Source organism: Rhodopseudomonas sp. P1, assembly GCF_039642825.1.
GTDB classification, from domain to species: Bacteria; Pseudomonadota; Alphaproteobacteria; order Rhizobiales; family Xanthobacteraceae; genus Rhodopseudomonas; species Rhodopseudomonas palustris_H.
Map to the genome: position 1 here is coordinate 1,369,375 of NZ_CP088006.1, position 24,966 is coordinate 1,394,340.

At 65.3% G+C, this 24,966-nt stretch carries 21 protein-coding genes; 10 read left to right on the top strand and 11 right to left on the bottom strand.

All coding sequences use genetic code 11. From position 1 onward, the window contains the following. The 7 genes from LRC39_RS06450 to LRC39_RS06480 form a co-directional block, all read right to left on the bottom strand. Complete coding sequence (locus tag LRC39_RS06450; protein ID WP_346296701.1) at positions 1-1,047, bottom strand: hypothetical protein; 1,047 nt, start codon at positions 1,045-1,047, stop codon at positions 1-3. A gap of 182 nt (positions 1,048-1,229) precedes the next feature. After that, a complete protein-coding gene (locus tag LRC39_RS06455; protein WP_346296702.1) occupies positions 1,230-2,225 on the bottom strand; it encodes an alpha/beta fold hydrolase in 996 nt (331 codons plus the stop codon). Positions 2,226-2,449: 224 nt separating this feature from the next. After that, positions 2,450-3,955, bottom strand: a complete 1,506-nt coding sequence (locus LRC39_RS06460; protein WP_346296703.1) for a M81 family metallopeptidase — start codon at positions 3,953-3,955, stop codon at positions 2,450-2,452. A gap of 126 nt (positions 3,956-4,081) precedes the next feature. Next, positions 4,082-5,734: an ABC transporter ATP-binding protein gene (locus LRC39_RS06465; protein ID WP_107354557.1), complete on the bottom strand. Its 1,653-nt coding sequence runs from the start codon at positions 5,732-5,734 to the stop codon at positions 4,082-4,084. Positions 5,735-5,804: 70 nt separating this feature from the next. Continuing rightward, positions 5,805-6,695 (bottom strand): ABC transporter permease, encoded by an 891-nt coding sequence (locus LRC39_RS06470; RefSeq protein ID WP_346296704.1) that lies wholly within the window; start codon positions 6,693-6,695, stop codon positions 5,805-5,807. A gap of 13 nt (positions 6,696-6,708) precedes the next feature. Then, entirely contained in the window at positions 6,709-7,650 is a 942-nt protein-coding gene (locus tag LRC39_RS06475) for an ABC transporter permease (protein WP_346296705.1), read from the bottom strand. 164 nt (positions 7,651-7,814) lie between these two features. After that, complete coding sequence (locus LRC39_RS06480; RefSeq protein WP_346296706.1) at positions 7,815-8,945, bottom strand: M20/M25/M40 family metallo-hydrolase; 1,131 nt, start codon at positions 8,943-8,945, stop codon at positions 7,815-7,817. A 250-nt stretch (positions 8,946-9,195) separates the two neighbouring features. On the opposite strand from LRC39_RS06480, the gene LRC39_RS06485 reads away from it, so the two are divergent. Then, positions 9,196-10,809 carry an ABC transporter substrate-binding protein gene (locus LRC39_RS06485; protein ID WP_346296707.1) on the top strand — a complete coding sequence of 538 codons (1,614 nt, stop codon included), beginning with the start codon at positions 9,196-9,198 and terminating at the stop codon, positions 10,807-10,809. A gap of 356 nt (positions 10,810-11,165) precedes the next feature. After that, positions 11,166-12,335: an IS481 family transposase gene (locus tag LRC39_RS06490; protein WP_346295641.1), complete on the top strand. Its 1,170-nt coding sequence runs from the start codon at positions 11,166-11,168 to the stop codon at positions 12,333-12,335. 204 nt (positions 12,336-12,539) lie between these two features. On the opposite strand, the gene LRC39_RS06495 is transcribed toward LRC39_RS06490, so the two are convergent. Further along, positions 12,540-13,169 carry a hypothetical protein gene (locus tag LRC39_RS06495; RefSeq protein WP_346296708.1) on the bottom strand — a complete coding sequence of 210 codons (630 nt, stop codon included), beginning with the start codon at positions 13,167-13,169 and terminating at the stop codon, positions 12,540-12,542. 482 nt (positions 13,170-13,651) lie between these two features. On the opposite strand from LRC39_RS06495, the gene LRC39_RS06500 reads away from it, so the two are divergent. After that, a complete protein-coding gene (locus LRC39_RS06500; RefSeq protein ID WP_346296709.1) occupies positions 13,652-14,668 on the top strand; it encodes a CBS domain-containing protein in 1,017 nt (338 codons plus the stop codon). Positions 14,669-14,722: 54 nt separating this feature from the next. Here the strand turns inward: LRC39_RS06500 and LRC39_RS06505 are convergent, their stop codons facing one another. The 3 genes from LRC39_RS06505 to LRC39_RS06515 form a co-directional block, all read right to left on the bottom strand. Further along, positions 14,723-15,514 (bottom strand): hypothetical protein, encoded by a 792-nt coding sequence (locus LRC39_RS06505; RefSeq protein ID WP_346296710.1) that lies wholly within the window; start codon positions 15,512-15,514, stop codon positions 14,723-14,725. Positions 15,515-15,542: 28 nt separating this feature from the next. Continuing rightward, positions 15,543-16,475, bottom strand: a complete 933-nt coding sequence (locus LRC39_RS06510) for a CHAD domain-containing protein (RefSeq protein WP_346296711.1) — start codon at positions 16,473-16,475, stop codon at positions 15,543-15,545. 122 nt (positions 16,476-16,597) lie between these two features. Continuing rightward, a complete protein-coding gene (locus tag LRC39_RS06515) occupies positions 16,598-16,921 on the bottom strand; it encodes a hypothetical protein (RefSeq protein ID WP_346296712.1) in 324 nt (107 codons plus the stop codon). A 269-nt stretch (positions 16,922-17,190) separates the two neighbouring features. Here LRC39_RS06515 and iorA point away from each other — a divergent pair, with 269 nt between their 5' ends. The 7 genes from iorA (at position 17,191) to LRC39_RS06550 (ending at position 24,965) form a co-directional block, all read left to right on the top strand. Further along, entirely contained in the window at positions 17,191-19,014 is a 1,824-nt protein-coding gene (gene iorA / locus LRC39_RS06520; protein WP_346296713.1) for an indolepyruvate ferredoxin oxidoreductase subunit alpha, read from the top strand. After that, positions 19,011-19,955: a 2-oxoacid:acceptor oxidoreductase family protein gene (locus LRC39_RS06525; protein ID WP_346296714.1), complete on the top strand. Its 945-nt coding sequence runs from the start codon at positions 19,011-19,013 to the stop codon at positions 19,953-19,955. The genes iorA and LRC39_RS06525 overlap by 4 nt, the downstream gene beginning before the upstream one ends. Continuing rightward, the gene (locus LRC39_RS06530) at positions 19,952-21,115 is read left to right on the top strand and encodes a 2-oxoacid:acceptor oxidoreductase subunit alpha (RefSeq protein ID WP_346296715.1); all 1,164 of its coding nucleotides are present in this window, start codon (positions 19,952-19,954) and stop codon (positions 21,113-21,115) included. Before LRC39_RS06525 ends, LRC39_RS06530 begins: the two co-directional genes overlap by 4 nt. A 1-nt stretch (position 21,116) precedes the next feature. Further along, entirely contained in the window at positions 21,117-21,947 is an 831-nt protein-coding gene (locus tag LRC39_RS06535) for a thiamine pyrophosphate-dependent enzyme (RefSeq protein WP_107343378.1), read from the top strand. A gap of 14 nt (positions 21,948-21,961) precedes the next feature. Then, a complete protein-coding gene (locus LRC39_RS06540; protein ID WP_107354568.1) occupies positions 21,962-22,522 on the top strand; it encodes a 2-oxoacid:acceptor oxidoreductase family protein in 561 nt (186 codons plus the stop codon). Positions 22,523-22,545: 23 nt separating this feature from the next. Beyond that, the gene (locus tag LRC39_RS06545) at positions 22,546-23,880 is read left to right on the top strand and encodes a phenylacetate--CoA ligase family protein (RefSeq protein ID WP_264075819.1); all 1,335 of its coding nucleotides are present in this window, start codon (positions 22,546-22,548) and stop codon (positions 23,878-23,880) included. A 212-nt stretch (positions 23,881-24,092) separates the two neighbouring features. Further along, positions 24,093-24,965: a branched-chain amino acid ABC transporter permease gene (locus LRC39_RS06550; RefSeq protein ID WP_107343381.1), complete on the top strand. Its 873-nt coding sequence runs from the start codon at positions 24,093-24,095 to the stop codon at positions 24,963-24,965. Position 24,966 lies beyond the last annotated feature (1 nt).

The window sequence follows — 24,966 nt, forward strand, 5'->3', positions numbered from 1 at the left end:
TCAGGTCGTCTGTGCATCCATCTGTGACGGGGCCGCCTCGGCTTCCGGCAGCCACGTCGCCTTCCAGCGCCGCGGCAGCGGCGGAATTTCCAGCGACGGCGTCTCGCGCATCCCGAAGGCGCCGAACATCAACAGCGGCGGCGCGCCCATCAGCAGCAGGTTGAAGATCGAATCCTGCGGCACGTCGATCAGCGTCAGGCTCGCGGCGCCGGCGATCAGGCCGCCGAAAAACAGCGCCGGGATCGCGCGGCGGAAGGTCACCGTCCAGCGCGCGCCGCGCAGCTTCTCGTAGTAAGCCGCCGGCGGCCGCGTCAGCGTGCGGGCGAGATGCGCCACCGTCTTTTCCAGCGCGGCTTCGACGCGCCGGCTGAGCTCAGGCTCCTGGCCGCGCACCTTGATCTTGCCGGTGAAGCCGGCCTTGCTCTTGCGCAGCGGCGACCACGCCCAGCCGATCACGGCGAGCAGATCTTCGGGCAGTGCCACACCTGGCGTGCTTGGCGTGACGTCGATCTCGGCCGGATAACCGCGCACCAGCGCCCCGCGCAACAATACGCGGAACCCCGCAATCACGGCCTCCCCGCGTAGTAGCACCCGTCGCACTGCATCGCTTGGGGCGTGCCGGGTGCTCACCGGGGTGAGGCGATAGCTCAGCGCGACCAGGGCGCCTTCGACGCTGCGGAACTGCTGCTGGGGCAGCACCTGCTCGATCCGCCGCAGCAGGATGTCGAGATCGTCGCCCTGGGTCTCTAACGTCGCGGTCAGGCCGTCGTCCAGCGTCAGCGTGCGGGTGACCTGATGCAGGCCGGGGCGGGGATTGTCGAGTTGCAGCAACTCGGTCGCGTTGACGCCGCCGCGGCCGGCTTCATCATGCATGACCGGCTTGAACAGCAGCCGCCGCGCGAGGCGATCGCTGGCGGCAAGGTCGACCTGATAGCCGCGGCGGGTGAACGGCTGCACAAGCCCGAGGATCTCGTGATGGGTGAACGGCGGGACCGGCGTGGTCTCAATGCTGCCTGCCGATCCGATCAGAAGCTGTGCGTAGTTCATTACCGTCAGCAACCTCCGCAAGTGAAGCCTAGGCGGCGCAGCCTTGAGGTCGGCTGCGCCGCGATTCACGCGTCCAAATCAATCGCGTCAGGTCTAGTTTCTTCAACTGCGAAGCGAAGGCAACTCACGCTATTGTTGATCGTGCATGGTTGCTGGAGTTGCCTCGGACATTCGCAGAGCCATTACGCCGATTGCACCAGCGTCGGCTTGCCGACCTCGTTCGGCAGTACCTTCGTCAGGAACTGATCGTACGAAGATACCACCTGATCCAGCACCTCGAAGTGCGGGAACGCGCCGGTGTCGAATTGTACGATGGTCCAGTTCGAGCGGCCGGCGACGCGGCTCTTGTGGCGATAGTCGACGAAGTCGCCGCGCACGCCGTGCGCCATCCACACCGGCAGCCGAAGCTGCTCGTAGATGTGCAGGATGTCGGTGCTGAACATGAAGCCGGCCACGAAGTAGTACGGCGCATGGCGGGCGCCGGGCTGATGCGTGGTGGCGTAGTCGTAATCGACCATCGGTTCGTCGATACCCTTCGAGCCCCAGGCCTTCTCCAGGAACTTGCGGATCACCGGCCGCGCGGTGAGCATCTTGAAGAAGCCGCGGTCCCACAGCTTGACGCGCAGCACGTCGATAATCCAGGAGCGGCCTCGGGTGCCGGGCGTGCGTTCGTCGCGGGCCCGGCCTTCGAAGCCGGTCGGGCTGATGAAGCCGAGCGAGCGAAACGCCTGCGGCGTCTCGGTCGCCGCGCGGGCCAGGAACTCGCTTGCCAGCGACAGCGCGAGCGCATCGATCGGCTGCTCGCCATGGATGCGGCGGATTTGTTCGACCGCGGCGTGGACCGCGTCGGTCATCATTCGCGCGGTGTATTCGCGGTCGTCGCGATCCGATTGGCCGAAGCCGGGCAGGTCGATCGCGTACACCGGTCGCTGCTTCGCGTAGTAATCATACAGCGGCTTGACTTCGTAAGCGGAGCCGGCGGCGTTGATGCTGTGGATCAGCAGCAGCGGCGTGGTGCTGCCATTCGGCTGCGCGTCCCCCGCCGCATAGATCGCAAACCGGCCGACCACGCTGGTGATATCGGTGCGCGCACCCGCCACCGGATTGGCGAGCCCCGTCCGCGCATGATGCTGCTTGATGCTACCTGTATTGATTGCTTGCCCGCTGAGCGACGGCATCTGCGACCTCTCTTGCATTTTGAGCGAACCGTCGAGCCAATCGCGTCAAACCGGGAAGGTTCCAATTCGCGCGCGCCTCACGCTGCTTCAAAGCAAGAATGGTATCTGCATACATTGGCGCGCACGAAAATCGACTCGTGCGTGCATGATAGTCCCGCTGCTGACTGGTGCGATCACGAGGGACACCGTCAGCGCGAATCGACGTCAGTAATGGCGATGAGTTGTTAGTTCGGCGCGACGAACGGCTGTCCATTCGGCTTGACACGAATGCCCGGTCGTAGCCGCTGCCACGGCAGCGCCGCGGTATCGGCCGGCATCGCGCCGGGCGCGGCGCAGATCAGCAGCCGCTCGGCGATCGGCTGAAAGTCGGCGCGGAAATGCACCGAGCTTTTCACCACCAGGATCGCCTGCGCGGTCGGCTCGATGCCGACATAGCGGTACATCGCCTGATCGGCGAGCTGTGCTTTGTGCGACGCGACCACCACGCGCACGCCGCCGATCCGCAGGCAGGCGGACGGACCCATCTCCATCTCGCGGCCACCGAAATACGGACCGGGTGCGACAAAGCGGCCGTCGGACAGCTGCTCGACGACGAAGATCTCCTCGAACGGCGTGTCGCCGGGAATGCCCGACTTGCCGCCGAGCGACAACGAGATCATCGCGCCGACACCGGCGGCATGCGCGGCCTTCGCGGCGTCCGGATCGTAGATCACGCCGATCGCGGCGCGCTGTGCGTTGTTGCGCACCAAGGCGCGGAGCATGCCGGTGGTGTCGGAATCGCCGCCGGCGCCGGGATTGTCCTGGGTGTCGGCAATGATGATCGGCTTGGCGGCGGTGCGCGCCAATTCGATCGCATGCTTCACGCCCTCGTCGGGCGAATAGATCTTGCCGTCGAAATCGTCCTCGTGACCGGCCACGAGCGCCGCCACCGCATCCGCCGCCGCGTCGGCATCGGCCTGGGTGCGGCCATAGGCGAACACCGACGGTGCGCAGTCCGGAAAGTCGGCGGCCGGAAAGCCCGGTGCAAACGACAGCGTCGGCACCGCCTCGCTCTCCAGCGCGGCAAGCTTGTCGTAGATGCCTTTGGTCGGCTGATCGAACGTGCACTGCCACGAGATCGGAATAAGAAACGGCAGTTGCCGGAACGCCTTGGCGAACTTCTGACCGCTGCGCAGCAGCAGCTCCAGATGCTTGGCCGAAGCGCGGCCGGTGTCGGCCATGTCGACATGCGGATAGGTGCGATAGGCGATCAGCGCGTCGGCATGTTCGATCATCCGCGGCGTGACGTTGGCGTGCAGATCGATGCTGACGACCAGCGGCAGGTCGGGCCCGATCACTGCGCGGACGCGGGCCAGAATCTCGCCTTCGCCGTCGTCGAGATGTTCGGTGACCATCGCGCCGTGCAGGTCGAGATACACCGCGTCGAGCTGTCCGGCCGCCTTGATGCCGTCGATCATGATTTTGACGACGCGCTCGAACGCATCCTCGGTGACATGCGCCGATGGGCTGGCGCCGCAGGCGACGGTGGGGATCAGCTCCCAGCCTTTGGCGTCGGCCTCTTCGACGAAGCCGGCAAGGCCGACATTGATGCCGCGCATCACCTTGAGCACGTCGGCGCCGATCGTCATCGCCGGCCACCCACCGCCATGCACGAACGCCTCCCAGGTCGCCTTGGTGGGCGCAAAGGTGTTGGTCTCGTGCAGGAAGCCACCGACGGCGATGCGGGTCATGGTTGTTTCTCTTGCTGCGTCATTCCGGGGCGCGCGAAGCGCGAACCCGGAATCCCGACATTGTTAGGAAGGAGATTCCGGGTTCGCGAGCTTGCGCTCGCGCCCCGGAATGACTGGGAGGATGTTTCAGCTCACCGCTGCCTGCGGAGCCTCGTGGACGGGACGGAAGTTGGCGAAGTCCCAATGCCGGCCGGGAGCGGCTTCGAGCAGTTGGCGGGTGTAGGCTTGCTTGGGGTGGGTCAGCACTTCGCCGGCCGGCCCTTGTTCGACGACGCGGCCTTTCTCCATCACCGCGACATCGTCGCAGATCTGCGCTGCGACGCGCAGGTCGTGGGTGATGAACAGCAGCGCGATGCCGAGCCGGGTCTGAATCTCGTCGAGCAGATTCAGCACCTGCGCCTGCACCGAGACGTCGAGCGCCGACACCGCCTCGTCGGCGACCAGGACGTCGGGATCAAGCGCCAGCGCGCGGGCGATCGCGATGCGCTGGCGCTGGCCGCCGGAGAACTGATGGGGAAAGCGCGAGATCGCGTCCGCCGGCAGATGCACCAGCTCGAGCAGTTGCCGCGCCTTGGCGAGCGCTTGCGCCCGCGGCACGCCGTAATTGATCGGCCCTTCCGCAATGCTCTCACCGACGCTGACGCGCGGATTGAGCGAGCGGTACGGGTCCTGGAATACGATCTGGATCTTCTTGCGGTGTGGCCGCAGCAGCCGTCGCGACAGATCGGAGATCTCGCGGCCGGCCAGCCGGATGCCGCCCGAGGTCGGATCGATCAGCCGCACGATGCAGCGCGCCACGGTGGATTTACCCGAGCCGCTTTCGCCGACGATGCCGAGGGTGCGCCCCTTGTGCAGCGTCAGCGTCACGTCCTGTGCCGCGACTACCTCGCGCTGGCGGCCGAGCAGCGAGCGCTCGCGATACACCTTGCCGAGCTCGTTGGCCTCCAGCACCACCGGCGTCTTGGCGACGCCGCGCGGCGGCCGCGGCACCAGGCTCGGCACCGCCGACAACAGGTTGCGGGTGTAGTCCATCTGCGGACGGCGCAACACCGTCTCGAGCGGGCCGGTCTCGACCAGACGACCTTGCCGCATCACCGCGACGCGATCGGCGATCTCCGCCACCACGCCCATGTCGTGGGTGATGAACAGCACCGCGGTGCCGTGCGCCTGCTGCAGCTCGCGGATCAGCGTCAGGATCTGCTTCTGTGTGGTGACGTCGAGCGCAGTGGTCGGCTCGTCGGCGATCAGCAGCTTGGGTTCGAGCACCAGCGCCATCGCGATCATGATGCGCTGGCGCTGGCCGCCCGACAGCCGGTGCGGATAAGAGGCGAAGATCCGTTCGACATCCGGCAGCCGTACCTGCTGCATCATGTCGAGGATGCGGCGGCGGCGCTCGCGGGCGGGAAGGTCGGTGTGAAAGCGCAGCACCTCGTCGATCTGCTTGCCGACCGGCACCACCGGGTTCAGCGCCGTCATCGGCTCCTGGAAGATCATCGCCATCCGCGACGCGCGAAGCTGGCGCAGCCGCCGTTCGCTGGCGGCCAGCACGTTCTCGCCGGCGAGCCGGATCTCGCCGCCGGAGGCATGCAGCGCGCCCTTCGGCAGCAGCCCCATGGTGGCGAGCGACGTCACCGATTTGCCCGAGCCGCTTTCGCCGACCAGGCACATCGTCTCGCCGGCCCGCACGGTGAGCGAGATGCCGTCGATCACCTTGTCGCCGTCATTGCTACGGCCGAGGCGGACGACGAGATTGTCGATTTCGAGGACGTTGTCGGTCATCGGGATGCCTCCACGTCACTGCTTCGTCGATTCGCGTTCCGTAATGACGGACTAAGCTTTGAACCGGCTCTCATCGCGAACCCTCGCGCTGTTTCATCCGCGGGTCGAGCGCATCGCGGGCGGCGTCGCCGATCAGGTTGACGGACAGGATCGCGATCGACAGCAGCAGGCCCGGCCAGAAGATCAGCATCGGCTTGATCTGAAAGTAGGCGCGGCCCTCGGCCATGATGTTGCCCCAGGTCGGCGTCTCGGGGCTGATGCCGGCACCGAGGAACGACAGGATCGCTTCGGTGAGGATCGACGAGGCGGCGATGTAGGTGCCCTGTACGATCAGCGGTGCTACCGTGTTGGGCATCAGGTGCCGCGCCATGATCTTCGGCAGGCTGGAGCCCAGCGAGATCGCAGCTTCGACATAGGGCTCCTCGCGCGCCGTCAGCACCACCGAGCGCACCAGCCGGGCGACGCGCGGAATCTCCGGGATGGTGATGGCGATCAGCACCGTGGTCAGGCTGGCGCCGGACAGCGACACCACGGCGATCGCCAGCAGCACGCTGGGGATCGCCATCAGGCCGTCCATCACCCGCATCATCACCGCGTCGACCCAGCGGAAGAAGCCGGCGACCAAGCCAATGACGAGGCCGATCGCGATCGCGACGATCGCCGAGCCGACGCCGATCAGCAGCGACACCCGGCCGCCATAGATGATCCGCGACAGCAGATCGCGGCCATAGGCATCGGTGCCGAGCAGGAATTCGGCGCTCGGCGGCTTGAGCCGTAGCGCCGGCGCCAGCTTCACCGGATCGTGCGGCGCCAGCCACGGCGCGAAGATCGCCATCAGCACGACCAGCGTCAGGCAAATGGTGGCGACGGCGATGATCGGCGTCGACAGCAGGAAGCCAAGCCGCGGACGCATCGGGCGCGGCACCGGAAGGGTCGGTTCGGACATGGTATCGATCGCCATGGTGCGCGCGCCCTCAGTACCGGATACGGGGATCGAGCAGCGTGTAGGCCAGATCGATCAACAGATTGACCGCGACGTAGATGCCGCTGGTCAGCAGGATCATGCCCTGGATCACCGGGTAGTCGCGCGCCAGCACCGCATCGACAGTGAGACGGCCGATGCCGGGCAGGTTGAACACGCTCTCGGTGACGACCACGCCGGAGATCAACAGCGCAAAGCCGGTGCCGATCACGGTGATCACCGGCACCGCTGCATTGCGTAGCGCGTGGCGCAGCAGCACGCGGCTCTCGGTGATGCCCTTGGCGCGCGCGGTGCGGACATAATCCTCGCCGAGCACGTCGAGCATCGCTGCGCGTGTCATCCGCGCGATTAGCGCGATGTAGATGAAGGACAGCGTCAGCGTCGGCAGCACCAGCCGCTCGGCGAACGGGCCGAAGCCGCGCGCCATCGGGCGGAAGCCCTGCACCGGCAGCCAGCGCAGCTCGATCGCGAAGATCTGGATCAGCACATAGCCGATCACGAACACCGGCACCGAGAAGCCGATCACCGACAGGCCCATCACGAAGCGGTCGACCCAGGTGCCGTGTTTCCACGCGGCGACGACGCCGAGCGGAACCGCGACGATGACCGACAGGACGATGGTCGACAGCGCCACCGTGATGGTCGGCTCGATGCGCTGGCCGATCATCTGCAGTACCGGCACCTGCGAGATCAGCGAGACGCCGAGGTCGCCGTGCAGCAGCCGTCCGACCCAGGTGAAGAACTGCACGTAGAGCGGCTCGTTGAGCCCGAGCGACGTACGGATGCGCATCAATTGTTCAGGGGTGGCGCTGTCGCCGGCAATGATCGCGGCGGGATCGCCCGGTGTCAGGCGCAGCAGCAGGAACACGAACAGTGCGACCACACCCATCACCGGGATGGCCGCCAGCAAACGACGGATCAGATAGCCGATCATCGGCGCTCCATCATGGATTTGGATCGACGATTAGCGAAACTTATCCCGAAGATGCGGTTCGTCATCATCACCTGCGCTTGAAGCCGTCAAAATCACCCTCGGAGTTCAGCAAGTCCCGTGCCAGGGCTGCAAGCCGGTGCGATCTGATTTGCACAGGTCCGCGCTCACTCCAGCGTCGCGAGCAGTCCCGCCATCAGCCGGCCTCGCTCGGCGAGGCTGTCGATCTCGATGTGCTCGTTCAGCGTGTGCGCGTCGGCGCCGCGAACGCCGAGACCATCGAGGGTGGGAATGCCCATTGCGCCGGTGAAGTTGCCGTCGGAGCCGCCGCCGGCGCTGCCGTGCGGCAGGCCGACGCCGAGCTGCGCAGCGACCGCGCGCGCCTTGTCGTACAGTGCCAGGGTGCCGGCATCCGGCTCCCACACCGGTCGGGTCACGCCGCGCGTCACGTTGAAGGTGACGTCGCTGCTGCTGCCTTGCAGCGCCAGCATACGCTCGACGCCGCGGTCGAGATCTGCCTGGCGCTTGGCCATGCTCAGCGCTTCGCCGGTGCAGGTGGTGGCGACGCAGTTCACCCATTGGCCGCCGTGGACGATGCCGACACTGAAGGTGCAATCTTCCGTGGTCATCGCATCGATCGCCAGGATCTGCTTGGCCATTTCCCGTATGGCGGAACGCCCCGACGACAACGTCGCGCCGGCGTGGCTCGGCTTGCCGATCGCCTCCAGGGTGAATCGCGCGATCGCGTAGCGGCCGGTGACGACGCCGTTGTCGGGGCGTCCGGGCTCCGGCACCAGCACGTATTTGTTGCGCGCCGCCTCGGCTTCGATGATGTCACGGGTCGACGGCGTACCGACTTCTTCGTCCGGCGTGAACAGGATGGTGATCGGCAGCGGCGTCGTGAACGAGGCGCGGGCGAGCTGTTTGATCGCTTCCAGCGTCAGGTAGTTGCCGCCCTTCATGTCGAAGATGCCGGGGCCGAACGCCTTGTTGCCTTCGCGGCGGAACGGCAGCTTTGCCAGCGTTCCGACCGGATGCACGGTGTCGAGATGACCGGCGATCAGGATGCCGGGTTCGCCTTGCTTGGGATGCGGAAAGCGCGCGCGCACGCAGCCGGCGAAACCCTGGCGACCGGCGATGCGCTCGATTGTCGCGCCCATGATCGCCATCTCCCGCGCTGCGAGATCGAGCATGCGCTCCACCGCGGCGGTGTCCCAGGTCGGGCTCTCACATTCAACCCAGGCGCGCAGGCCCTGCAACATCGTATCGGAATCGAATGGGAGATTTGCTGGGTTCATTGCGCACTCTCTGTTGGTGGCATTACGAGACTGATTACCGGCGGCTTTGTAAAGCGAAAGATTTCGCCGCCGACTACGCGGCCGAACGCCGGCAGCGGCGAGCCGGATGATTGACGCTTGGCACACTTGGTGCAAGTCTCGATTATCAGGATGTGGCAATGCGCTGATCGCGTGACGCCGCGCCCGGAGACTTACTGCCCTGCACAAGCAATCATCTGTGACTGATCAGTTTCAAGTCAGGAGAAATCGAATGTTCCATCCACCGCGTTGGATGCGCTCGGCCGTCGCGTCGAAATTCGCTGTGCCGGCGTTCGCGCTCGCGGCATTGATGACGCTGCCCGCGGCCGTCGATGCCAAGACGATCCGCGCCGTCATGCATTCCGACCTGCGTATCATCGATCCCGGCCTGACCACCGCCTACATTACTCGCGACCACGGGTACATGGTTTACGACACGCTGCTGGCGATGGACTCCAAGTTCAAGGTCCAGCCGCAGATGGCGGACTACAAAGTCTCCGACGATAAGCTGACCTACACCTTCACGTTGCGTGACGGACTGAAGTGGCACGACGGCACGCCGGTCACCGCGGAGGACTGTGTCGCCTCGCTGAAGCGCTGGGGCCAGAAGGACGGCATGGGCCAGAAGCTGATGCAGTTCACCGCCAGCCTCGAAGCCACCGATCCAAAGACCATCACGCTGAAGCTGAAGGAGCCCTACGCCCTGGTGCTGGAGTCGATCGGCAAGCCGTCGTCGCTGGTGCCGTTCATGATGCCGAAGCGGATCGCCGAGACGCCGGCCGACAAGCCGATCCCTGAGCAGATCGGCTCCGGCCCGTTCAAGTTCGTTGCGTCCGAGTTCCAGCCCGGCGTCAAGGCGGTGTACGTCAAGAACCCCGACTACATTCCGCGCAAGGAAGCGCCCGACTGGACCTCGGGGGGCAAGATGGTGAAGGTCGACCGCGTCGAGTGGATCACCATGCCGGACGCACAGACCGCGGTGAACGCGCTGCAGTCGGGCGACATCGACTTCATCGAGAATCCGTCGTTCGACCTGCTGCCGGTGCTGGCGCAGGACAAGGAGCTGACGATCGATACGTTGAGCCCGCTCGGCTTCCAGACCCTCGGCCGGATGAACTTCCTGCATCCGCCTTTCGACAATCCCAAGGTCCGTCGCGCGGCCTTCCTGGCGATGAGCCAGAAGCCGGTGCTCGACGCACTGGTCGGCAATCCCAAGTACTACAAGGTGTGTGGCGCCGTATTCGGTTGCGGCACGCCGCTAGAGACCGACGTCGGCTCCGAGACGCTGGTCAAGGGCAACGGTATGGCCGAGGCCAAGAAGCTGCTCGCGGAGTCCGGCTATGACGGCACGCCGATCGCCTTGATGGCGCCCGGTGACGTCGTCACGCTGAAGGCGCAGCCGATCGTGGCCGCGCAGCTGCTGCGTGACGCCGGGTTCAAGGTCGACGTCCAGGCCACCGATTGGCAGACCGTGGTGTCGCGCCGCGCCAGCCAGAAGCCGCCGAGCGAAGGCGGCTGGAACATGTTCTTCACCAACTGGGCCGGCCCCGACATTCTCAATCCGGTCGCCAATGTCTCGGTCGGCGGTCAGGGCAAGAAGGGCGGCTGGTTCGGCTGGGCGGAAGACGCCAAGGTCGAGGAGCTGCGCGACAAGTTCGTGCGCGCGAACTCGCCGGAGGAGCAGAAGAAGATCGCCGAAGAGATCCAGAAGGAAGTCTATGAGCAGGTGATCTACATCCCGCTCGGCCAGTACACCGCGCCGAGCGTGTGGCGCAAGGAACTCACCGGCGTCGTCTACGGCCCGGCGACCCCGGTGTTCTGGAACATCGACAAGCAGGGCGACTGAGCGGTCGCCTCGCCCGGATCATTCATCAAGATCATCATCGCGCCGTCCTGCGTCCAGCAGGGCGGCGCTGTGCTATTCAGAGCTGGCACAGTTCGCGGAGGATCGTCAGGCATCCGCTTGATGACTGATCGACATCATCCAGATTGTGGCGCGCGCCATGCCGGCCTACGCGTTCTTCAGAAAGGGCGCGAGAAAATGTGGGCAGTAAAATTCAAAGGCTTTCATGAGCCGTTCAATTGACGATTAGTTTCGTTATGGCCGGGCTCGCTGTTCAGCCCGGAGACATGACCTACGGGTGTTCGGAGACATAGTCGACGCATCATAGTGGCTGGATTTGGCGGTTGGAGGCCAAGTCCATGCCCTGGCGTGAGGTGTCGGCAGTGGATCAGAGACGCGAGTTCGTACGGCTTGCGATGCAGGAGGGGGCGAACCGGCGCGAGCTGTGCCGGCGGTTCGGCATTCATTGGACGACCGGCTACAAATGGTTGGAGCGATGGGCGGCCGGAGGTGATCTCGCCGACCTGTCGCGGCGGCCGCACGACAGCCCGCGGCAGACCTCGGCGGCGTGTGAGGCACAGGTGCTGGCGGTTCGTGATGCGCATCCGGCATGGGGCGCGCGCAAGATCGCCAGCTCGATGGAGCGGTCCGGACAGCACGCTCCGGCGGTGTCGACGATCCACGAGATCCTGCGCCGGCACGGCCGGATCAAGCCTGCCGCCGGCGGTCCACCGGCGACGCTGCGGTTCGAGATGCCGGCGCCGAACATGCTTTGGCAGATGGACTTCAAAGGCTGGGTTCGGCTCGGCAACGACGTCCGCTGCCATCCGCTGACCGTGGTGGACGATCACTCACGCTACGATCTGTGCCTCCAGGCTTGCGCCGATCAGCGCGGCGAAACCGTGCAGGACAGGCTGCAAACGACGTTCCGGCACTACGGCTTGCCCGACACGATCTTCGTCGACAACGGCTCGCCGTGGTCGGACAGTTCCGGCGAGCGCTGGACATGGTTCTCGGTGTGGCTGCTCAAGCTCGGCATCAGGGTGATCCGTAGTCGTCCCTATCACCCGCAGAGCCGCGGCAAGAACGAGCGTTTTCATCGCACGCTGGACGACGAGGTGTTTGCACTGCGGCCCTTGCGCGACCTCGCCGAGGCGCAACGTGCCTTCGATTCCTGGCGCGAGGTGTACAACTTCGAGCGCCCTCACGAGTCGCTAGGCCAGCTGGTGCCTGCTGATCGCTACCAGCCGAGCCGGCGTTCTCTGCCGGACCGCCTGCCGGCTCCAGAATACGATGAGCGCGACATCGTCCGATCCGTCTCGAAAACCAAGGCCTATGTCAGCTTCAAAGGTCGTTTGTGGAAGGTGCCGCAAGCCTTCGCCGGAGAGCGCTTGGCCATCAGGCCGCTCTCCACCGACGGCAAATACGGCGTGTTCTTCGCTGCCCACCAAGTCGCCACCATCGACTTGACGGGCGTGGAAAGTGTCGGTCATGTCTCCGAACACGTGTCGACTATGTCTCCGGGCTGAACACTCGCCCCGGCCATCCACGCCTTGCTGGCTATTTCCGCTGAAAGACGTGGATGCCCGGAGAACGCAACGACCGTTGGCAAGGGCCAGATCCGCGTCAATCAATCGACCAAGCGCTCTAGCTCCGAACAACAAAAAGCCCGGCGTGAAGCCGGGCTCGATTGGCTGGGTGCTGTCCCGATGTCGATCGGGCGCGCCTCTCGATCACTTGCGGGCGCAGGCGACCTTGATGGCGCTGGCGCTCGGGCTGCACTTCGCCGTCACCGAGCCGTCCTTGACCGTGAGCTGGTCGGCGAGCTTGGCGGCGCCGCCGTTGACGCAATAGGCCGAGGTCAGGGTCTCGTTGGTCGCGCAGGTCACCGGGCAGCCGTCCGAGGCGCAGCTGGTCGAGGTGACGTTGCGCACCGCGGCGATTGCCGCCGGGGTCGCAGCAGCGGCCTGCTTGTCGGCGGCAGGGGCCTTGGTGGCAGGTGCGGGTGCCGGAGCAGCCTTCGCCGCCGGCGCAGCGGCCTCGGTGGCCGGCGTCGCAGCGGTCTCGACCGCAGCCGGGGCGGCGCTGGTTTCCACGGCGGCCGGGCGGGCATAGTAGCCGCTCGCCGACACCAGATAGACGAACAGGGCCGCGACCACGACCGCGCCGATCATGATCAGCGTCGTCGTCGGCAGCGCGCGGACCCGATCGATCGTCGAGCGAATCGAGGTGACCAAGGAAGCGGCATCGAACGAACCGCCACGGGAACGCATATCGTCGAAGGTGAGATACGCTGCGATCACGAAGCCACCACCGAACAACATGAGTATCAGCAGTGGACCGAGCGCGGAGAGATACTCCATGTTACGTCTTTCCATTCAGGGCAGGCCGGCGCGAGGTGTATAGGTTTCGCCTGCCGCAAGCTGCATTGTCGAAAATCAAATGAACACGCATATGCAACGGTGCGTTGAGGTATGTCAAAACCGTTAAGGCGCCGTCGGTCGAGATGTAGCACGGCGGGGGGCGTGACGTCATCGCGGCAGAAAGCGCCGCAATTTGTTAGGGTTGACGATTAATACCTCGTCATTTGCCGAGTGCGGCCCGGCTTTCTCTATGGTCGAATGTCCAATGTCGGTACGGCCTGTCGGCTCTGCGTCGATCGACCGCGATCAATGCCCTATCTGCAGCTTTCCGAAGCTGAGCGCACAGCGGAATATGGCGGTTGATTGACGGAGATTCGTAAAAACAGCTGTGACGCGGCAACGCCGTCCCGCGTAGATCGCGCATCAGACCGCCATATAGGCCGCATATCATTCGATAGCCCGCAACGTTCGAAGAGATTCCCATGAAGGCAGCAGACGTGATGACCACCGCCATCGTGACGGTGCAGCCCGACACGCCCGTCCACGCCATCGCCGAGACGCTGCTCAAACACGGCATCAGCGCGGTGCCGGTGATCGACGGCGCCGGGGTGCCGCTCGGCATCGTCAGCGAGGGCGACCTGATGCCGCGCGCCGATAGCGATCGCGAAGCGCGTCACGATTGGTGGCTGCAGATGCTGTCGGAAGGCGAGGCGGTGCATCCCGACTACGTCCGCTTCCTGAAGTCCGATACCCGGACCGCAAAGGATGTCATGGTCGGCCCGGTGGTGACGGTCGAAGAAACCACGGCGCTCGCCGACATCGCCGACCTGTTGGTCGAAAAGCGGATCAAGCGGGTGCCGGTGGTGCGCGCTGGCCACATCGTCGGCATCGTCAGCCGCGCCGACCTGCTCAAGACCATGACTGGGCTCAATCACACCGGAGCTGATCCCGTGCACGACGATCCGAGCGCCTGGCCGACACCGTCCGACAAGCTTGCGGCACTGAGCCGTCCCGTCGCGCCGCCGGCTCCGCCGCCGCATGATCCGGCGGCTGACGATCTCTCCGCCTCGGCGTTCCGCGAGCTGGGGCTCGAGCATGAGCACGAAGAAGACGAGAAGCGAAAACACGCCAAGGAGCTGGCGGACGAGAAGCATCACCGTCTCGCCAGCGACATGCTGGCCTCGCATCTGACCGACGAGACCTGGCAGAAGCTGCTGCGCAACGCACGATCCGCCGCCAAGAAGGGCGAGCAGGAAAGCCTGCTGTTGCGGTTTCCGGCAGAGCTGTGCACCGATCACGGCCGCGCCGTGAATGCGCCCGATCCGGAATGGCCGTCCACGCTGCGCGGCATGGCCGCCGACATTTATTTACGGTGGAAGTCGGAGCTGCGCCCGCACGGCTTCGTGCTGCAGGCCCGCGTGGTCGATTTCCCCGACGGCATCCCAGGCGACATCGGCCTGTTCCTGACCTGGGGTAAGAGCGAAGCGGAGCATCGCTGAGGCGCCGTTCGTTCGCCTTGCTCTTCACACTCTCGGCGGGGACGCGTAGCGCTCTCAGATCTTGAGGTTGCGGTACACCGAGACCTCGCGCTCCCGCGCGAGGCGGGCGTCGTCGCCGGCGCGGATGCCGCGCCAGCCGTCGAAGAACACCACGATGGTGGTGATCAGTCCGGTGATCTTGCCGACCAGGAATCCGAACGGGAAGATCAGTCGCTCTGCAGGCAGAATGAATTGCGAGCCGAGGAAGATGATCACCGCGTTGGCGAAGTACGCGGTGCGGTACAGAGTCTGCTCTTTCCAGGCACTACGCGCATAGGGCCTGGAGCTCTTCTTCACCGCCTTGTTGTAGCGGGGGTTGCGCAGCAGCCCGAGCAGCCGGCGCTTCTTCGGCAGTTGCCGCGGGCCGGCGAGCAGCGCCCGATAATTCTCGCGCATCTGAAAATGCGCAATCAGCGCCAGCAGCAGATTGAGCGCGACCAGCACCGCCTTCAATTCCCATACCGACAGCAAGAGCTGTGCGGCGAGGTCGACGAAGATCAGATGCGTCGCCGCGTTCAGCACGAAGGCCGAACGGTGGAACGCGGCGCGGTTGATGTTGGCGACCTTCTCGTCGATGAACGCGGCGCCCGGCTTGGTCTCGCCGAGCTGCAACAGGACGGTGCGCTGCGTTTCGGTCAGGTCCCAGCTCTTGCCGAGTTCGGCGATCGTCACCGCCGGCGTGCCGCGTTTGATCCGGAACGTCGCCTTGGCCGACCATTCGGACACCCGCGTCAGCCAGCGCCGCGTCACCGCGAAGCGTGAGGTGCTGGTCGCCGCCTCGACGAGAGGGTGGGGATCTGGCTGCATCGTGTCCTTCAGCGCGGCTCGATCGCCGTCAATCGCCGAAAAGCGGGTCCTCCGCAAGCTTGGCGGCGGCCTTGGCGGCAGCCTTCATCTGCTGTCTGATCTCGGCATCATCAAGGTCGGCGAGCTGCCGGGCGGCGTCGGGGGCGAGCTTGTCCTTGGCGCGGCGGTTAAATTTGCCGGCGAGTTTGCGGTGCACGGCGACGTCGTTGAGGGCGCCGAGCGCGTCGAGTAGCTTCTTCAGGTGTTTCCGGAACCGCTCCAGCCGCTTGCCGGCCCTGCCGTCGAACAGGCTTTCGAAGAAGCCGATCGCGTAGTTCAGCTTTTTGGCGGCGATCCGGACCCGATGCCGCTCCTCGTCATCGAGCTGCTCCAGCTTCTCCAGGCGCTTGTTGAGCTTGCGGGCGCGGCGGGCCAGCACCTGTTCGGCGAATGCGACCGCCGACGGGCGGTCCGCGCCGGCCGCCGCCTTGGTCCATTCACCCGCCTCGATCCAGCGCTTGAGATCGTCCAAGAGCTTGCGGAAGCGCTGCAGTTCGACGGTGGCGCTGGCGCTGTCGAACGCGGCGCCGCGGTCCGAGCCGAGCCGCTTCAGGAAGGCCGGCGAGCCGGTGCCGAGCTGAGCGCTCTTAATTTTGACTTCCAGGAGGTGCAGGTCGCGCGCCGGAGCCAGCCGTCCGGCCAGCCATTTCAGCTCGCGCTTCATCCGCTGGGTGTCGCGGCCGTCGATCAGCTCGCCGAACACCGAAATCGCAGCCCGCATCCGCCGCAAGCCGATCCGCATCTGGTGAACGCCGGTCGGATCGCGCCGCCGCACCTTGGGTTGCTGCGCGGCGATTAGGCGTAGCAATTCGGTCGCAATGGCCCGAAATGCCTCGCCGCTGCCGGCGTCTTGCGACAGAACGATGTCATGGGCCTGGCCGGGGCTCGGCTTGGCCGCAGGTTTCTTGAGAACTCGACGCATTGTGTCCCACGCGGGCGAAAGAAGCTGACCGCCCGCGGTATCCTAGCAGATTTACGCGCCGATGACGCCGCGTCGCGGCGAGGCCGAGGGGTGCTAAATCCGCGCACCGCGATGGCGGTCGGTCAGGCCCGCTTCAGAACTTCCAACGGGTAGCCGATCAGCTTGGCCACCGCATACGCAATGCCCATGCCGATCAGCGCCGCGACCGTCTGACCGCCGTAGTACCAAGCGGCCGACGGCGGGAAGGGCATCAATTGCGTCGCAAGATCAAGGCACCACAGGATCGCGCCGACACCGACGCCCATCACGATGACCAACTGGATGCGCTGTACCGCCGCTTCGATCCGTGCCATCCGCGCTTCGACGTGCTTGTCCGGTCCGCGCTCCGGCGCCGGTTTGCTCGGAGCCGGGGTGTTCTGGACGCTGTCCGGAGCCGTCGTCGTCATGCCGCCCTCACTGTTCGTCTAAAGTCCAACTATGCGCGCGATCGCCGTCGCAATCACGCTCTTGCGTAGCAGTAATCGTCGCTGCACCGCACAGAATTGACTCAGCACAAAAGCACTGCCGTAAACGCGGACGCGTAGTGATCATGCTGATCGATAACTGTCGAGCCCGTTGACTTAGCGCAAATACGACTGAAGGTAAATTTGGGAAAGAGAGCCCCTTTACAGCAGTTCTAATCGCCGCAGCGGCGTGCGCTTGGGGGGAGCTCGTGATGCATACACCTTGGCAAGCCGCCACCGCTCTAAAGACCGAAAGCAAAGAGCTTCGCCCGCTCACCGGTAACGAGGCGATCGCGCGGGCCGCGTGGGAAGCCGGTGTGCGTGTCGCGGCTGCTTATCCTGGTACGCCCAGCACCGAAGTTCTCGAGAATCTTGCGACCTATCCGGTCGAGGATCTGCACGCGCAGTGGTCGACCAACGAGAAGGTCGCGCTCGACGTTGCGATGGGCGCGTCGTTCGCAGGCAGCCGAGCGCTGTGCGCGATGAAGCATGTCGGCCTCAACGTGGCTGCCGACGCGTTCATGACCGCGACTTATATCGGCGTGAATGGCGGCCTGGTGCTGATCGTCTGCGACGACCCCGGTATTCACTCCTCGCAGAATGAACAGGACAGCCGGATCTACGGCCAGCTCGCCAATATCCCGGTGCTGGAGCCGAGCGACGCCCAGGAAGCTTACGACTTCACCAAGCTGGCGTTCGAGATCTCCGAGCAGTTCGATACGCCGGTGATTGTGCGCAGCACCACGCGTTTGTCCCACACCCGCAGCACGGTGTCGGTGGGCGAGCGCGTCGAAGTGCCGGCGCGCGTCTTCCTGGAGCGGCCGTCGAAGAATGTGATGATCCCGGCGCATGCCCGCGGCCGTCATCTGTTCGTGCTCGAGCGTGAAACCAAGCTGAAGGATTATCTCGCCACCGCGGACATTACCCGGATCGAGAGGGGCGATACCAAGTTCGGCGTCATCACCGCCGGCACCTGCTATCCTTATCTCCGTGAAGTGCTGCCGAACGCCACCGTGCTGAAGCTCGGCGCCTCTTGGCCGTTGCCCGACACGCTGCTGCGCGAATTCTGCGCCTCGGTCGAGCAGGTGTTCGTGGTCGAGGAGCTCGAGCCGATCATCGAGAAAGAAGTCGCCTCGCTCGGCATCAAAGTCGAAGGCAAGCGACTGTTTCCGCGTGCCGGCGAGTTCTCGCCCGAAGTGGTCCGCGCCGGCTTCGTTCAGGCTGGCCTGTTGCCGGCGCCGCCGTCCTACAACGCATGGGTGCCGGAGCCGGTGGTGCGTCCGCCGGTGCTGTGCGCCGGCTGCCCACATACGTCGAGCTTCATGGCGGTGCGCGCCTCCGGCGCCCGAGTCGCCGGCGACATCGGCTGCTACACGCTGGCGGTGCTCGATCCGCTGCGCGGCATCGACACCTGCGTGGCGATGGGCTCTTCGATCGGCAATGCCATCGGCATGGCGAAGGCCGGCGAGACCAAGCCGGTGGTGGCCACCATCGGCGACTCCACCTTCCTGCACGCCGGCCTGCCGGCGCTGATCGATGCGGTCTACAACCAAGCCAATATCGCGGTGGTGCTGCTCGACAATCACATCACAGCGATGACCGGCGGTCAGGAGCATCCCGGCACGGGCAAGACGCTGCGCGGCGAACCCGCGCCGCAGGTCGACTACGAGGCGCTGATCAAGGCTTGCGGCGTCAAATGGGTGAAGAAGGTCGACTCCTACGATCTCGCCGCCACCCATCAGGCGCTTCGCGAGGCAATCAACTATCGCGGTGTCGCGGTGCTGATCTCGAACCGGCCGTGCGTGCTTGATCCGATCAAGATCAAGGGGCCGCCGCTGGAAGTCATCACCAGCCAGTGCACCGCCTGCCAGTCCTGCATGAATCTCGGCTGCCCGGCTCTGACGTGGAGCGACGAGTGGTTCGAGGGGCGGCACCGGGTGAAGATCGATCCGGCGCTGTGCATCGGCTGCACGCTGTGCGCCCAGGTCTGCACCATCGACTGCATCAAGATCGCGAGCCCGGCGGTGACGCAATGAACGAGCAGAGCAACATCGCAGTGAATGCGGAGAGTGAGCCGGTGGCGTTCAACGCGGCGCTGGCGGAGCCCACCAATGTGCTGATCGTCGGCGTCGGCGGCCAGGGCGTGATCATGGTGTCGAAGGTGCTGGCGTCTCTGGCGCAGGCGCACGGCTACGAGGTCAAGCAGAGCGAAGTGCACGGCATGGCCAAGCGTGGCGGCACCGTGTTCAGCCACGTCCGGTTCGGACCGCGGGTGTGGTCGCCGACCATTGCCAAGGGCGAGGCCGACGTGCTGATTGCGCTGGAATGGGCCGAGGGCCTGCGCTGGCTGCCGCATCTGAAACGCGACACCGGCGTGTTCATCTGCGACACCAAGCGGATCGTGCCGCCGTTCGCCTGCCTCAGCCGCCGTCCCGGCGCGCCGATGCGCTACTCGACCGAGACCGCCGAACAAGTCGCGGCCTACGTATCCGAAGCCTACGCGATCGACGCCACCAAGATGGCGGAGGAGCTCGGCAACGAGCGCGCCGCCAACGTCGTGCTGCTCGGTGCGCTGTCGACCGTGCTCGAATTCGCGCTGCCGGAATGGGAAAAGACCGTCACCGCCTTCGTGCCGAAGAAGACGATCGCGGTGAATTCGGCCGCGTTCGAACTCGGCCGTAACTGGATTGCGGACGCCAAGAGCGAGACGCCGTCCGCCGATGCCGCGCCTGCAGCGGCACCGGCGCATACGCCATATCAGCCGCGGCTCGAGATCACCGATGCCTGGTGCAAGAGCTGCGAGATCTGCGTCAAGCTGTGTCCCGAGCGCTGCCTGAAGCTCAATGCCGACCGCGTCGTCGAACTGGTGGCGCCGGAGAAATGCACCGGCTGCCGGCTGTGCGAATGGCTGTGCCCGGACTTCGCGATCCGCGTCCATCTCGACACTGAAGCGCCCGCGATGGAGGCCGCGCAATGAACGCGCCGGATCGTCACGTCCCCAAAGCCGCCGCTGCCAAGCTGCTGTCCGGTAACGCCGCCTGTGCCCAGGGCGCAATCGACGCCGGCTGCAAGTTTTTCGCCGGCTATCCGATCACCCCGTCGTCGGAAATCGCCGAACGGCTGTCGACGATGCTGCCGGCAGCCGGCGGTGTGTTTATCCAGATGGAAGACGAGATCGCTGCGATGGCCGCGGTGGTCGGCGCTTCGATGGGCGGCGTCAAATCGCTGACCGCGACCTCCGGCCCCGGCTTTTCGCTGAAGCAGGAGAACATCGGTTACGCCGCCGGCGCCGAGATTCCCTGCGTGATCGTCAACGTGATGCGCGGCGGTCCGTCGACCGGCATGCCGACGCGGCCGTCGCAGGCTGACATCTTTCAGACCCGCTACGGCAGCCACGGCGACTATCCGATGATCGTGCTGGCGCCGGCCTCGGCGCGCGAGATCTACGACGAGACCATTCGCGCCTTCGATCTTGCCGAGCTGTGCCGGACGCCGGTGATCCTGCTGTACGACCAGGTGATCGCGCAGTCGTCCGAGACCGTGGCGCTCGGCGGCCGCACGTCGGTGCACGCGACCCGCAAATGGGCGAGCGGCCCGCGCGAGGCTTACAAGCCGTACGCGGCCGATGCCGATCTGGTGCCGCCGATGCCGCGTCCGGGTGACGGCTATCGCACCCACACCACGGGGCTGACGCATAGCGAGACCGGCTTCCCGAGCCAGGACCCGGAGACGGTGACGCGGAATCTCGGCCGGCTCTATGCCAAGCTCGACCGCCATCGCGATCTGATCGACAGCTACGAAGCCGTGCGCTGCGAAGACGCCGAGGTGGTGATCGTTGCGATCGGCATCAGCGCCCGTGCGGCTCGCCGCGCGGTCGATGCCTGCCGCGCCGAAGGCAAGAAGGTCGGGCTGTTCCGCCCGATCACGCTGTGGCCGTTCCCGGAGATCGCGCTGCGCGAGGCGACCCGGAACGCCAAGGCGATCCTGGTGCCGGAACTAAACATCGGCCAGCTGCGGCTCGAGATCGAGCGTCAGCTTCGCGACCGCCGCGTCGAAGGCCTGCATCTGATCAGCGGTGAACCGATTACGCCGGCGCAGATCGCAGCCGCTGCTACCAAGCTCGCTTCGGAGGTCTGAGATGTTCCGCGACGCGCCGCATTTCGACGTCCGCGATTATCTTCGCAAGGAGATGATGCCGCACTTTCTCTGCCCGGGCTGCGGCCACGGCATGGCGCTGCGCGCGCTGCTGTGGGCGATCCACGAGCTGAATATCGACCGCGACAAGCTCGCGGTGGTGTCGGGCATCGGCTGTGCCGGACGGCTGTCGGCTTATATCGACGCCAACACCTTCCACACCACGCACGGCCGCCCATTGGCCTATGCGACCGGCCTCGCGCTAGCGCGGCCCGACCTGCACGTCGTGGTGATCTCCGGCGACGGCGACTGTCTGGCGATCGGCGGCAATCATCTGATCCACGCCTGCCGCCGCAATCTCAAGCTCACCTGCTTGATGCTCAACAATGAGATCTACGGCATGACCGGCGGTCAGGTGTCGCCGACCACGTCGGAGACGCGGCTGACCACCACCACGCCGCATGGCAATTCCGAGCCGAATTTCGACGCCTGCGCGCTGGCGACCGCCGCCGGTGCGGGCTTCGTCGGACGCGAAGTCACCCGGCACGTGCCGAAGCTGAAAGAGCTGATCAAGGCCGGCCTGCAGCATCCGGGCTTTGCCTTCGTCGAAGTGGTGTCGGACTGCACCGAAGTCTACGGCCGCAAGAACGACATGGGCTCCTCGGCCGAGATGGTGCTGCGGCAGAAGAGCGAGATGCGCCCGAGCGCGTATCGCGACAGCGTCGATGAGCCGTTCCGTTCGACCGATTTGCCGACCGGCATTCTGGCCCAGAACAACCGGCCGGAATACGGCGCGGCGCTGCGTGCCGCCGCCGCAGCGCGCGCCGCCAAGTGACGGGGAGACCAGCTATGTCGACATCCCGCATTGAACTGCGCTTCGGCGGCACCGGCGGCCAGGGCCTGCTGCTCAGCGCCAAGCTGCTCGCCGACGCACTGGCGCTGGAAGGCCGTCACGTCGCGCAGTCACAGACCTATGAGCCGACCTCGCGCGGCGGCTTCTGCAATGCTGACCTCGTCGTCACCCATGGCGAGGTCGATTATCCGCTGCCGATCGAATTTGATCATCTGGTGCTACTCGACAAGATCGCGATCAAGCCGTCCTGGCCGAAGCTCAAGGCCGGCGCGCTGGTGATTTCGGACGTCCGGCTGTGCCCGGAACTGCCGGAGGGTGGACGTTTCAAGCGCTACCCGCTGCCGCTCAGCCGCACAGCGATCGAACTCGGCAGCGAACGCGTCACCAACATTGTGGCGCTGGGCGTGCTGATCGAACTGTCCGGCATCTGCAAGCATAAATCGGTCGAGCAGGTGGTGCGCGCGTCCTCGCCGCGTGGCTTCCTCGATCTCAACATGGACGCGCTGGCCGCCGGCTACGCGCTGGCCAAGGCGCCTGCCGTCGCGGCGGCCTCCTGATTTTCTGACAAAGGATTGCTTCGATGAGCGCCCAGCCTGCATTGCGCGAACAGACCGTCTATATGCACGACCGCGCCATCGAGACGATGCCCCGGCCGCAACTGGCGGCGCTGCAGTTCGAGCGCCTGCGCAAGATTGTCGAGCGGGCGTATCGCGACGTTCCGCACTATCGCAACAGTTTCGATGAAGCCGGCGTCAAGCCTGCGGATTTGACCTCGCTGGCCGACCTCGCGAAGTTTCCCTTCACCAAGAAGACCGACCTCCGCGACAACTATCCGTTCGGGATGTTCGCGGTGCCGCGCAATCAGATGCCGCGCATCCATGCCTCGTCCGGCACCACCGGCAAGCCGACCGTCGTCGGTTACACCAAGACCGACCTGGACAACTGGGCCAACCTGATGGCGCGCTCGATGGTCGGTGCCGGCGCGTCGCCGGACGACATTGTCCACAACGCCTATGGCTACGGCCTGTTCACCGGTGGCCTCGGTGCTCACTATGGCGCCGAGCGGCTGGGCTGCACCGTGGTGCCGGCCTCCGGCGGTGGCACCGAACGCCAGGTGCAGCTCATCGTCGATTTCGCCGCCAATGTGCTGTGCTGCACGCCGTCCTATGCGCTCAACATCGCGGAAGTCGCCGAGCAGATGGGCATCAACCTGCGCGATGCGCCGCTGCGGGTCGGCCTGTTCGGCGCCGAGCCGTGGAGCGATGCGATGCGCCGCGATCTCGAAGCACGCCTCGGCATCAAGGCTGTCGACGTCTATGGCCTGTCGGAAATCATGGGCCCCGGTGTCGCTTGCGAATGCCACGTTGCGCAAAATGGTCTGCACGGCTGGGAAGACCACTTCCTGTTCGAGACCATCGATCCGGAAACGCTTCAGGTGCTGCCGATGGGCTCCGTCGGCGAGCTGGTGATCACCACGCTCACCAAGGAAGCGCTGCCGATGATCCGGTATCGCACCCGCGACATCACCAGCCTGAACACCGAGCCCTGCGCCTGCGGCCGCACCCATCTGCGTATCATGCGTGTCACCGGTCGCGACGACGACATGCTGATCATTCGCGGCGTCAACGTCTATCCGTCGCAGGTGGAGTCGGTGCTGATCGGCTTCCCCGGCATCGCGCCGCACTATCAGATCGTGCTGACCCGCGAGAAGGCCCTCGACGCCATGACGGTCGAAGTCGAAGTCGCGCCCGGTGCGCCGTTCGACGACGAGGCCTGCGCCAAGAAGGCGGCGGAAGTGACGCATCACATCAAGTCGCTGATCGGCGTCACCTGCAAGGTCTCGGTGAAAGCCCCAGGCGAAGTTCCGCGCTCGCAGGGCAAGGCGGTGCGTGTCAAAGATCAGCGGAACATCTGATCGCCTGATTGCTGACCGCAATCGCGTCTTCGCGATGCAGCATAAAAGTAATTGGCGCGCGCCTTGACAGGCGCGCGATGATCTAACTTTAATTAACTGATTGAGTAAGCCGTATGCGCGGTCAACGCGTAACGGAACGCTCAGTCACGCCGGACCGGCAATCAATGTCGGCCGCAAAAATGTGGTTCGCCAAAGAACCACACGGGGAAGAAATGCTCGATTTCGTCCAGCAGGTGATCGGCGGGATTGCCCTCGGCTGCGTCTACGGCCTCATCGCCCTCGGCTTTGTGCTGATCTACAAGGCGACCGAAGTCGTCAATTTTGCGCAGGGCGAAATCATGATGCTCGGCGCATTCCTTTCGTTCACCTTCATTGCCACGCTCGGGCTGAACTACTGGTTCGGGTTTCTGTTGTGTGTCGTCAGTATGGCGGTGCTCGGCGCCGCGATGGAGCGGCTGGTGGTGCGGCCGATCCTCGGCTATCCGCAATTCTCGATCGTGATGGCGACGATCGGCCTTGGCCTCGTCATCCGTTCGCTGGTCGGCATTATCTGGGGAACCGACGATCTGCGGATCGAGACGCCGTTCACCGGCGGCGTGATCCAGCTCGGCGGCTTGGTGCTGTCGCAGGACAGCCTGTCTATCATCGTCGCTACCGCGCTGCTGTGCGCCGTGCTCTACGCCTTCTTCCGCTTCACCAAAATCGGCATCGCCATGCAGGCGACGTCGCAGAACATGCTGGCCGCCTACTACATGGGCATTCCGGTGAAGCGGATGTTCTCGCTGATCTGGAGCCTGAGCGCGATCGTGGCGTGTTGTGCCGGCGTGCTGCTGGCGCCGATCACCTTCATCCATGCCAATCTCGGCTTCCTCGGCATCAAGGCGTTCCCGGCCGCGGTGCTCGGCGGATTCGGCAGCATCCCCGGCGCGCTCGCCGGCGGCATCACGATCGGCATCGTCGAGTCGCTGTCCGGCTTCTATCTGCCGGAGGGCTTCAAGGATGTCGCCGCCTATGTGGTGCTGCTCGCGGTGCTGCTGTGGCGACCACAGGGCCTGTTCGGCAGCAACGCGCTGAAGAAGGTCTGAG

What these genes read in the sequence shown, in the direction of transcription:
- LRC39_RS06490 (WP_346295641.1), top strand. Translation starts at nt 11,166, where the DNA reads ATGCCCTGGCGTGAGGTGTCGGCAGTGGATCAGAGACGCGAGTTCGTA.
- iorA (WP_346296713.1), top strand. Translation starts at nt 17,191, where the DNA reads ATGCATACACCTTGGCAAGCCGCCACCGCTCTAAAGACCGAAAGCAAA.
- LRC39_RS06530 (WP_346296715.1), top strand. Translation starts at nt 19,952, where the DNA reads ATGAACGCGCCGGATCGTCACGTCCCCAAAGCCGCCGCTGCCAAGCTG.
- LRC39_RS06495 (WP_346296708.1), bottom strand. Translation starts at nt 13,169, where the DNA reads ATGGAGTATCTCTCCGCGCTCGGTCCACTGCTGATACTCATGTTGTTC.
- LRC39_RS06485 (WP_346296707.1), top strand. Translation starts at nt 9,196, where the DNA reads ATGTTCCATCCACCGCGTTGGATGCGCTCGGCCGTCGCGTCGAAATTC.
- LRC39_RS06455 (WP_346296702.1), bottom strand. Translation starts at nt 2,225, where the DNA reads ATGCCGTCGCTCAGCGGGCAAGCAATCAATACAGGTAGCATCAAGCAG.
- LRC39_RS06450 (WP_346296701.1), bottom strand. Translation starts at nt 1,047, where the DNA reads ATGAACTACGCACAGCTTCTGATCGGATCGGCAGGCAGCATTGAGACC.
- LRC39_RS06475 (WP_346296705.1), bottom strand. Translation starts at nt 7,650, where the DNA reads ATGATCGGCTATCTGATCCGTCGTTTGCTGGCGGCCATCCCGGTGATG.
- LRC39_RS06515 (WP_346296712.1), bottom strand. Translation starts at nt 16,921, where the DNA reads ATGACGACGACGGCTCCGGACAGCGTCCAGAACACCCCGGCTCCGAGC.
- LRC39_RS06480 (WP_346296706.1), bottom strand. Translation starts at nt 8,945, where the DNA reads ATGAACCCAGCAAATCTCCCATTCGATTCCGATACGATGTTGCAGGGC.
- LRC39_RS06500 (WP_346296709.1), top strand. Translation starts at nt 13,652, where the DNA reads ATGAAGGCAGCAGACGTGATGACCACCGCCATCGTGACGGTGCAGCCC.
- LRC39_RS06460 (WP_346296703.1), bottom strand. Translation starts at nt 3,955, where the DNA reads ATGACCCGCATCGCCGTCGGTGGCTTCCTGCACGAGACCAACACCTTT.
- LRC39_RS06545 (WP_264075819.1), top strand. Translation starts at nt 22,546, where the DNA reads ATGAGCGCCCAGCCTGCATTGCGCGAACAGACCGTCTATATGCACGAC.
- LRC39_RS06550 (WP_107343381.1), top strand. Translation starts at nt 24,093, where the DNA reads ATGCTCGATTTCGTCCAGCAGGTGATCGGCGGGATTGCCCTCGGCTGC.
- LRC39_RS06505 (WP_346296710.1), bottom strand. Translation starts at nt 15,514, where the DNA reads ATGCAGCCAGATCCCCACCCTCTCGTCGAGGCGGCGACCAGCACCTCA.
- LRC39_RS06470 (WP_346296704.1), bottom strand. Translation starts at nt 6,695, where the DNA reads ATGGCGATCGATACCATGTCCGAACCGACCCTTCCGGTGCCGCGCCCG.
- LRC39_RS06510 (WP_346296711.1), bottom strand. Translation starts at nt 16,475, where the DNA reads ATGCGTCGAGTTCTCAAGAAACCTGCGGCCAAGCCGAGCCCCGGCCAG.
- LRC39_RS06465 (WP_107354557.1), bottom strand. Translation starts at nt 5,734, where the DNA reads ATGACCGACAACGTCCTCGAAATCGACAATCTCGTCGTCCGCCTCGGC.
- LRC39_RS06525 (WP_346296714.1), top strand. Translation starts at nt 19,011, where the DNA reads ATGAACGAGCAGAGCAACATCGCAGTGAATGCGGAGAGTGAGCCGGTG.
- LRC39_RS06535 (WP_107343378.1), top strand. Translation starts at nt 21,117, where the DNA reads ATGTTCCGCGACGCGCCGCATTTCGACGTCCGCGATTATCTTCGCAAG.
- LRC39_RS06540 (WP_107354568.1), top strand. Translation starts at nt 21,962, where the DNA reads ATGTCGACATCCCGCATTGAACTGCGCTTCGGCGGCACCGGCGGCCAG.